A 9,775-nucleotide genomic window follows, 5' to 3' on the forward strand; every position below is an offset into this window, starting at 1 on the left:
CTCGCGGGACGCGCTGTTCCTGACGGACCACGTCGGCCTGCACGTTCCGGCGCGCGCACTTCCCGCCGCCGCTAGCCGCGTTCGACGTCGTGTCCTTCGCCGCCGCTGGTCGGCCTCGGCCGGTAACGCTGGAACGCGTCGCGGACCTGCTCGCGCAGCAGGTCGTCGTCCCACGGCTTGGTGAGGAAGCGGAATACGGCGCCGCGGTTGACCGACTCGGTGACGACGTCGATCTCGGTGTAGCCGGACAGGATGATGCGCATCGTCTCGGGATAGAGGTCCTTCACCTTGCCGAGGAACTCGGTGCCCGACATGCCCGGCATGCGCTGGTCGGAGATGATCACCTGCACCGTGTTGAGCGACAGCACGTGCAAGCCCTCGTCGCCGCTCGCCGCGGTGAGCACGCGATAACCGTCGCTGCGCAGCATGCGCGTCAAGGCCGTGCGGATGCCCGGCTCGTCGTCGACGACGAGCACGGTGCGACGTTCCTCGTTCGCGCGCGGCACGAGGCGGATGCTGCGGCCGCTGCTCAGGTAGTCCTCGAACATCTCCGCCGGCACCGCCGGGCTGAAATAGTAGCCCTGCATCTCGTCGCATCCCTGCATCGAGAGATAGTTGAACTGGCCCTGCGTCTCGACGCCTTCGGCGACGACCTTGAGCCCCATGCGGTGCGCGATCGCGATGATCGCCGACGCGATCGCCGCGTCCTCCGCGCTGTGCGTGATGTCCGAGATGAACGTACGGTCGATCTTGACGCGACTGAACGGGAAGCGCTTGAGGTAGGCGAGCGAGGAATGGCCGGTGCCAAAGTCGTCGAGCGCGAGGCCGACGCCGAGTTCGCGCAGGCCGCGCAGGACGTCCGCCGCCGCCTCGGGATCCTTCATGACCGAGCTCTCGGTCAGCTCGAGATGCAGGTGGCGTGCGAACAGCGAATGGCGCGCGAGCGCTTCGCGCACGGTGCGCACGACGTCGCTGCGATCGAGCTGCACGGACGAGATGTTCGCGGCGACCGGCACCATCGCGGCGCCGGCGGCGAGCCACGCCGCCTGCTGGGCGCAGATCGCGTCGATGACCCACGCGCCGATCGGCACGATGAGGCCGGTTTCCTCGGCGAGCGCGATGAACTCCTCCGGAGGTACCAGCCCGCGTTCCGGATGCTGCCAGCGGATCAGCGCCTCGGCACCGACGACGAGGCCGCTGACCATGTCCACGCGCGGCTGGTAATGGAGCACGAACTGCTGCGCGGCGACTGCAGCCTGGAGTTCGGCCTCGGCGTCGAGCCGCGCGGCGATGCGGTGGCTGATCTTCGCCGAATAGAACATCTGCCGCGCACCGCTCGACTTGGCGAGCTTGAGCGCAACTTCGGCATGCTTGAACAGGCCGACCTCGTCGTCGGCGTCGTCGGGGTAGAGGGCGATGCCGGCCTGGCTGCTGACCGGGATCGCCTGTCCGCCGACCTCGAACGGGTCGCGCAGCGCGCCGTTGAGCTGCTCGAGCAATTGCGTCGCGAGGCGGTCGCCGCTCCCAGGTCGCGCGATCGCGAATGTATCGGCACCGATGCGGCCGAGCGCGTAGGGCTCTTCGAGGCGCTGCTCGAACCGCTTCGCGACCGCGCGCAGGATCTCGTCGCCGCATTCGCGGCCGAGGCTGTCGTTGAGGCGCGTGAAGTTCTCGAGGTCGACGATCACCGCGCATACCTTGTCGTGGGTCGCGGCGGCCGCGGCGACGAACTGCGCGAGGCGGTCGCGGAACAGCGCGGCGTTGGCAAGGCCGGTCAGCGCGTCGAAATAGGCGAGGTGCTCGAGCCTCTGCGCGTTCTCGATGTGCTCGAGCGCGTACGAGAGGTCGCTCGTGACCCAGCCGAGCAGGCCGAGCTCCTCGTCGTCGAACACGTCGCGATCGCGCGCGAACAGCACGAGCGCGGCGACGACCTCGCCGTGCGAGTAGAGCGGGAACGCCGCGCCGGAACGGCATTCGCGCTCGAGCAGGCGCTCGCGCACGCGCGCGAGCGCCGCGTCGGCCGTGAAGTCGTTGATCACGACCGGTCTGCGCCAGGCCAGCGCGCGCATGGCGAAGTGATCCGCGCGCAGCAGGTCCAGGTTGGTCGCGATGAACTCGCGCGCGCCCTCGTCGGAGACGGCGAGGACGGCGGGCGTTTCGGCGCCGTCGCGCGGGGCGGCCACCCAGGCGATCTCGAAGATGCCTTCGACGGTCGCGACGCGGCACGCCTCCTGCAGCAGCGCCTCGCGGTCGGGCTCGCGCAGCATCACCGAGTGCAAGGCGCCGATGACGGCGCGGATGCGCGTCAGGCGCGCGATGCGGGATTCCTGTTCCTTGGCTTCGGTGATGTCCTCGGCGATGCCCGCGATCTGCTGCACCCGGCCGTCCTTGCCGAGCACGGGGAAACTGCGCGAATGGATCCACCGGATCGCGCCGTCGGGCCGCACGATGCGGTACTCGAAATCGAGGTTCGCTCTCGCATCGAGCGGCTGGCCGTCGCGCATCATCGGGTTCGGGTCGCCGGGCACGACCGCATCGAGCCATGAGTTCGGCGAGCGGTACACGCTCTCGCAGCTGCGACCCCAGATGCGTTCGTAGGCGGGACTCACGTACAGGCATTCGCCGCTGCGTGCATCGGCGAGGAAGAACACCGCGGGGATGTGCTCGGTGATCTGCCGGACGCGCCTCTCGGCCTCCTCGAGCGCGGCGTGCAGCGCGCGGCGTTCGGTCACGTCCTCGACCATGCCGACGATGAAGTGCGGTTGGCCGTCGCCCTCGCGCACGAGCGTAGCAGTCAGCAGGCCCCACATTTCGCTGCCGTCCTTGCGCAGGTAGCGCTTCTCCATCCGGTAGCGGTCGAGCGCGCCATCGATGAGCCGCTGCGTGAAGGCGCGCTGAAGCACGAGGTCTTCGGGATGGCTGACGTCGTCGACGCCGAGTCGGCACAGTCCTTCCGGCGTGTGGCCGAGCATGTCGGCGAGGGCACGGTTGCAGCGGACGAAACGGCGGCTGTGCACGTCGACGAGGGCGATGCCGACGCCCGCCTTCTCGAAGATCGCGCGGAAGCGATCCTCGCTGCGGCGCAGTTCCTCCTGCGCCCGGCGGCGCTCGGTCACGTCGCGCAGCATGCCGAGCAGGTTGCCGTCGGGCATGAGCGTCGCGATCACTTCGGCGGGGAAGGTGGTGCCGTCCTTGCGCCGCAGCGACCATTCGCGGTGGTGCACGGCGCTGTTGCGGATCGCGTCGATCACGGGGGCGACGTGGTCGAGCTCGGTCGGCGCGACGATGTCGGCCGCGCCGAGGCCGACGAGCTCGTCGCGCTGGTAACCGAGCATGCGGCACGCGCTCTCGTTCGCTTCGAGGTAGACACTGCCGGGGGTCGCGACGAGGATCCCGTCCGGCGCGCAGTCGAACAGCGCGCGGAAGCGTCGCTCGCTGGCCTCGTGCTCGCGCTCGGCGCGCACGCGTTCGGAGATGTCGATGCCGATGCCGATGAGGCAGCGGTGGCCGTCGAACTCCACGCGCTTGCCCGTGAAGAAGTAGGGGATCTCCCGGCCGTCCTTCGTGAGCAGCGCGGCCTCGAACGAGGACGCGCCGAATGCGAGCACTTCGGCGATGTTCGCTTCCAGCGACAGGCGCTGCGCGGCAGGGAAGAACGCGCGCGGATGCATGCGCGCGATCTCGAGCGTGCCGTAACCGGAAACCTGCTCGAAGTGGCGGTTCCAGCGCAGGAAACGCCCGCGCGCGTCGTAGAGATACAAGATCCCCGGCATGCTCTCGACGAGCGCTTCCGCGAAGCGTTGCTCGAGGCGCACCGATTCCGCGCGCAGCGCCTCGTCCGTCGGTCGCGCGACGATCGGGCTGCGCGAGGACCGTGCCAGGGGCCCGCGACCGGCGAGGTCGCGGTAGAGGGCGAACTGGCGGCAAGCGATCTCGCGCAGGCCCGCGAGCGAGCGCGTCGCGGCGGCGTCGCCGGTGCGCGGATCGACGACGCCGATCAGGCCGACCGGATCGTGTTCGCCCGCAGGCAGGACGGCCGCGGCGACGCGGCGACCGCCCGGCGTGGCGCCCGACGCGTCGACCACGGCGATCCCTTCGGTCCCGGCGATCTCCGCCGGTCCGGACGGCGCCGAGCCGCGCTCGAGCAGCAGCGGAATGGCGCTGCGCAGCGACGCATCCGCGACGCCTTCGACGCTCGCGACGAGCACGTCGTGGTCCGGCCAGGCGACGAACCCGATCGCGCCGTCGCACGCGGCCGCCGCAGCCTGCGCGAGTTCGCGCAGCGCCTCGATGGGAGCGGGTGGCGACCAGTCGTCGCCGTCATCGCCGATCGATGTGAACGTCTGGGCCATGGCTCGCGTTCGAGCTCCCTGGGACGGCTCCGAGAGTGCTACGAGATCGCCGCGCCGTCCAGCGACCGCGCGCACGGCCTTGGGCATTCCTTCAGACGAGGAACAGCGTGGCGAGGCCGAGGAAGATGAAAAAGCCGCCGCTGTCGGTGATCGCGGTGATCATCACGCTCGAACCCATGGCCGGGTCGCGGTCGAAGCGGAGCAGGGTCATCGGGATCAGCACGCCCATCAGCGCCGCGAGCAGCAGGTTGAGGGTCATCGCTGCGGTCATGACCAGGCCCAGCTGGACATTGCGGTAGAGCAGCCAGGCGACCAGCCCGATCACGCCGCCCCAGATCAGGCCGTTGATCATGGCGACGCCGAGCTCCTTGCGCAGCAGGCGCTTCGCACTCGTCGGGCTGATCTGGTCGAGCGCGAGCGCGCGGACGATCATCGTGATGGTCTGGTTGCCCGAATTGCCGCCGATGCCCGCGACGATCGGCATCAGGGTCGCGAGTGCGACGAGCTTCTGGATCGAGCCCTCGAACAGGCCGATCACGCGCGAAGCCACGAACGCGGTGACGAGATTGATCGCGAGCCAGGCCCAGCGGTTGCGCAGCGACTTCCACACCGAGGCGAAGATGTCCTCGTCCTCGCGCAGGCCGAAGCGCTCGCGCACCTCGGCGTCGCTCTCCTCGCGGATCACGTCGACCATCGCGTCGATCGTGACGCGCCCGATCAGCTTGCCGTTCGCGTCGACGACGGGTGCGGTGACGAGGTCGTAGCGCTCGAACGCCTGCGCGGTCTCGGCGACGTCGTCTTCGGGGCGGAACGTGTTCGCGTCGCTCGCCATGACCTCCGAGACGTCCTTCGCGGGGTCGTTGACGAGCAGCCAGCGGATCGGCAGCACGCCGGTGAGCACGGTGTCCTGGTTGACGACGAACAGCTTGTCGGTGTGTTCGGGGAGTTCCTTCAGGCGGCGCAGGTAGCGCAGCACCGCTTCGAGCGTGACGTCCTCGCGGATCGTGACCATGTCGAAATCCATGATCGCGCCGACCTGGTCGTCCTCCCACGACATCGCCGATTGCACGCGCTCGCGCTGCTGCGCGTTGAGGCGGTGCATGAGTTCCTGCAGCACGTCCTCGGGCAGGTCCTCGGCGAGGTCGGCGATCTCCTCCGCGTCGAGCTGCTCGGCCGCCGCGATGAGCTCGGGCTTGTCCATGTCCGCGAGCAGCGATTCGCGCACCGCGTCCGACACTTCGAGCAGGATCTCGCCGTCGCGATCGGCCTTGACGAGGTGCCAGACCTCCAGGCGCTCCTCGGGCGGCAGCGCCTCGAGGATGTAGGCGATGTCGGCCGGGTGCAGGCCGTCGATCTCGCGCTGCAGCTCGGCCACGTGCTGGCGATGGACGAGGCTCTCGACGAGGTCGTGGTGGTCGCCCTGCTGACGGTGCGCGAGGTCCTCGACCAGGTGCTGGCGGCGCAGCAGTTCGATGACCCGCGCGAGCTGGCCCTGCAATGGCGTATGCGGGTTGCGGGTTTCGACTTCGCTCATGGCCGGCGCGGGCAGGTGCGCGCGCGCGGTCGGGACCGGGCGCGCGGGACGGATGCAGGTGGTGGGGAACTCGGTTCCCCGACCGCTATTGTCGCCGTTGCGGCGCGCGAGGGGAACCGGTCAGGCACGATGGCGGCGGGTGCCGCCCCTCGCGGGAGGGCGCGTCGAGCCGCGCGGCTCCCGCCCTCAACCGCGCTTCTTCGCGGCGCGCACGACCTCGCCCTCGCGCAGGGTCCAGTCGACGAGCTGAGGCACGAGCTGGTTCAGCGCGGTCTCGAACGCCGCGAACGCGGCCGCGGCGTCATGGCCTGCCGCGGGCGCTTCGGCGCTGAACGCCTGCGTCGCGAGCACGCGGTTGGTGGTGTAGTCGAGCAGGCGCGCCTGCAAGCGGATCACGGCATGCGCCGCGCCGTCCATCTCGAGCTGGAAGTCGTGCAGGGCGATGCCGAGCGCGTAGTCCGCGCGCAGGCCCGAGGCCGAGCTGCCGACACCGGCGATGCGGCCCGAACGCTCGAAGCCTTGCACGATGAGGTTGCGCAACAGCGCGGGTGCGCTGTCGCTCCAGCGCGCGCCGGGGTAGACCTCGATCACGCCCGGGCTCGGCATCACGACGATGCGAACCGTGTCGAGCGCATCGCTCGCGAGCGGGGTCTCCACCGCGAGCTGCCAGTCGACGCGCGCAGTCGCCGCCTGCGCGGCCGGCGCGGCGAGCTTCGGCGAGTAGATCGTGAACGGCGTGCACTGCACGTTGAACAGCGACGAGCAGGCCGCGAGCGGCAGCGCGAGCAGCAGCGCGGGAACACGGAGGCGGGCATTCATTTCGGCTGGAACTCCTTGGGCTGGTCGCGGCCGAGCAGCAGGCTGTCGGATGCGCCGAGCTTGTCGCTGAGCTGCTTGAGCGAACGCAGCGTCTCGCGCAGCTCGAGCACGGTCGGGCCGATCTGGCGCAGGCCCTGGTTGCTGAACGCGCCGATCGCGGCGCGGTTGTCCTCGACCAGCAGGCCCGCGGATTCGGCCATCCTGTTGACCGAAGCGAGTGCGGCGTCGGCGGTCGCGACGAGCCTGCGCGCGTCGTCGCGCACGAGCGTGTTGGTCGTATTCGCCATCGTGTCGATCGTCGCGAGCGTCTTCTTCAGCGCCGTGGTCGCCTCGGCGAGCTGGTGCACCGCCGTGCCGATGTCGCCGCGCTGGTCGGCCAGCGCGCCGCTGAGCTGGTCGAGGTGTTCGAGCGTGGCCGATACGCGATCGACGTTTTCGGCCGACAGCATCTCGCTCATGCGCAGCAGCAGGTCGTTGGCGGTCACGACGATGTCCGAGCCCGAAGCGAGCAGCTTGGACAGCGCGGATTCCTCCGACGGAATGACCGGCACGGGCCGCTCGCGCGTCGGCAGCAGCGGCGGACTGCTCGGCGATCCGCCCGAGAGCTGGATGAACGCGAGCCCGGTCACGCCCTGCAGCGCGAGCTTCGCGCGCGTGTCCTGCCGCACCGGTGCGCTCGCGTCGAGGCGCACGCGCGCAATCACCTTGCGTGCGTCGTCGCTCGCGAGGTGCAGCTCGCGCACCTCGCCGACCTTGATGCCGTTGTACTGCACGAGGCCGCCGACCGAGAGGCCCGTGACGGCTTCGGTGAACACGATGTCGTAGTCGGCGTAGCGCGTGTCGGCGCCGGTCTTGGACATCCACAGCACGAACGCGAGCGCGAGCAGGAACGCGCCGATCGTGAAGGCGCCGATGAGGACGTGGTGGGCGCGGGTTTCCATGCGATCTCTCCGTGCGTCAGCCGCGAGTCGGGCCGGTGGGAGCCGGCTCCGCGCGACCGGCGCGGGTGCGTTGCGCAGCCGAGCGTTCGCCCGCCTGCATCGCCGCGCGTCCGCGCGGGCCTTTGAAGTATTCGCGCACCCACGCATCGTCGCAGCGCTCGACTTCGTCGAGGGGCCCGGCGACGAGCACGCGCTTCTGAGACAACACGGCGACGCGGTCGCAGATCGTGTAGAGGGTGTCGAGGTCGTGGGTGATGAGGAACACGGTCAAGCCGAGGCTCTCGCGCAGGGTCAGGATCAGCTGGTCGAACGCGGCCGCGCCGATCGGGTCGAGGCCGGCGGTCGGCTCGTCGAGGAACAGGATGTCCGGGTCGAGCGCGATGGCCCGGGCGAGCGCGGCGCGCTTGACCATGCCGCCGGACAGCTGCGACGGGAACTTCGCGCCGGCGTCGGGCGGCAGGCCCGTGAGCGCGATCTTCAGCGCCGCGAAGCGCTGCATCAGCGCGGGCGGCAGGTCGTGGTGCTCGCGCATCGGCACCATCACGTTGTCCGCGACCGAGAGCGAGGAGAACAACGCGCCGTTCTGGAACAGGACGCCGCAGCGGCGTTCGACCGCGACGCGCTGCGCGTCGCTCGCGTGCATCATGTCGGTGCCGAGCACCTGCACGCTGCCCGCCGCGGGGCGGTTGAGGCCGATGATCGAGCGCAGCAGCACCGATTTGCCGCTGCCCGAGCCGCCGACCACGCCGACGATCTCGCCGCGCCGGATGTCGAGGTCGAGGCCGTCGTGCACGACCTGCGCGCCGAACTGGTTGCGCAGCCCGCGCACTTCGATGACGCGATCGTTCGATTCCGACCCCGCGTTCATACGTCGATCTCCATGTAGAAGATCGCGGCGAGCGCGTCGACGAGGATCGCGACGAAGATCGACTGCACGACGCTCGAGGTCGTGTGCGAGCCGACCGACTCGGCGCTGCCCGACACCTTGAAGCCCTCGAGGCAACCGATCGAGGCGATCAGGAACGCGAAGATCGGCGCCTTGCTCATGCCGACCCAGAAATGGCGCGTCGCGGCGAGATCGTGGAAGCGCGTCACGAACATCGTCGGCGAGATGTCCATGCTCAATGCGCACACGAGCGCGCCGCCGACGATGCCGGCAAGCATCGCGAGGAACGCGAGCACGGGCAGCGCGACGAGCAGCGCGAGCAGCCGCGGCAGCACGAGCACCTCGACCGGGTCGAGGCCGAGCGTGCGGATCGCGTCGATCTCCTCGCGCGACTTCATCGACCCGATCTGTGCGGTGAAGGCGCTTCCGGAGCGGCCGGCGATGAGGATCGCGGTGAGCAGCACGCCGAATTCGCGCAGGAACGAGTAGCCGACGAGCTCGACCGTGAAGATCGTCGCGCCGAAGTCCTTCAGCACGGTCGCGCCGAGGAACGCGACGACCGCACCGACGAGGAAATTGAGCAGCACGACGATCGGTACCGCGTCGAGACCGGTCTGCTCGAGGTGGAACACGAGTGGCGTGAGGCGCCAGCGCCGCGGCGCGAACGCGGTGCGCGCGAGCGTCGCGAGCACGAGCCCGATGAAGCCGAGCAGCTGCCAGGCGTCGCGCGCGACCTGTTCGGCCGCGGCGCCGGTGCGCGCGAGCAGCGCGACGAGGCCGGCGTCGCCCCTCGTTGGCGCCTTCGTCGCGACGTCGGCCTTGGCGACCGCGTAGACCAGCGCGCGGCGCTTCGCATCGAGGCCGTCGACGCCGCGGTCGCCGGCGAGGTCCAGCAGCAGCCGCGCGCCCGCGGTGTCGAGCCGACCGATGCCGCTGGCGTCGACGCGCAGGCGTTCGCCGTGCTTGCGCGCGAGGGCGGCGACCTGGGCGGCGAGCGCGGGTGCGGCCGCGAGCGTCCAGTCGCCGGCGGCGGCGACGACATCGCCGTCCTTGCCGTGGCGGAGTGTGGCGGTCCCTGCAGCGCTCATCGTCCAAGGCTAGCAGGCTCGCCGATGATCGCAAACGCACCCCGGGTGGAGAACATGAATGCTCGCCAATCGGCGCGCCCGCGCGGCATCATTGCGCGATGGACATGGCAGGGTTCACGCAACGCATCGGCGGCGACGCCGAGCTCAAGACGCGC

At 70.1% G+C, this 9,775-nt stretch carries 6 protein-coding genes; all 6 read right to left on the reverse strand.

Going from position 1 to position 9,775, the window contains the following annotated elements; genetic code table 11:
- Positions 1–71: 71 nt before the first annotated feature.
- Positions 72–4,352, reverse strand: coding sequence for a PAS domain S-box protein (locus tag VI238_RS12635; RefSeq protein ID WP_331651886.1), 4,281 nt, complete (start codon positions 4,350–4,352; stop codon positions 72–74).
- A 91-nt stretch (positions 4,353–4,443) separates the two neighbouring features.
- Positions 4,444–5,886 carry a magnesium transporter gene (gene mgtE, locus VI238_RS12640; RefSeq protein WP_331651888.1) on the reverse strand — a complete coding sequence of 481 codons (1,443 nt, stop codon included), beginning with the start codon at positions 5,884–5,886 and terminating at the stop codon, positions 4,444–4,446.
- A gap of 186 nt (positions 5,887–6,072) precedes the next feature.
- Positions 6,073–6,705, reverse strand: a complete 633-nt coding sequence (locus tag VI238_RS12645; RefSeq protein WP_331651890.1) for an ABC-type transport auxiliary lipoprotein family protein — start codon at positions 6,703–6,705, stop codon at positions 6,073–6,075.
- A complete protein-coding gene (locus VI238_RS12650) occupies positions 6,702–7,646 on the reverse strand; it encodes an MlaD family protein (RefSeq protein WP_331651892.1) in 945 nt (314 codons plus the stop codon). The genes VI238_RS12645 and VI238_RS12650 overlap by 4 nt, the downstream gene beginning before the upstream one ends.
- Before the next feature lie 16 nt (positions 7,647–7,662).
- Positions 7,663–8,514 carry an ABC transporter ATP-binding protein gene (locus VI238_RS12655; RefSeq protein WP_331651894.1) on the reverse strand — a complete coding sequence of 284 codons (852 nt, stop codon included), beginning with the start codon at positions 8,512–8,514 and terminating at the stop codon, positions 7,663–7,665.
- Positions 8,511–9,620, reverse strand: a complete 1,110-nt coding sequence (locus VI238_RS12660) for an ABC transporter permease (protein WP_331651896.1) — start codon at positions 9,618–9,620, stop codon at positions 8,511–8,513. The genes VI238_RS12655 and VI238_RS12660 overlap by 4 nt, the downstream gene beginning before the upstream one ends.
- Positions 9,621–9,775 lie beyond the last annotated feature (155 nt).

It is taken from the genome of Dokdonella sp., from assembly GCF_036518555.1.
GTDB lineage: Bacteria > Pseudomonadota > Gammaproteobacteria > Xanthomonadales > Rhodanobacteraceae > Dokdonella_A.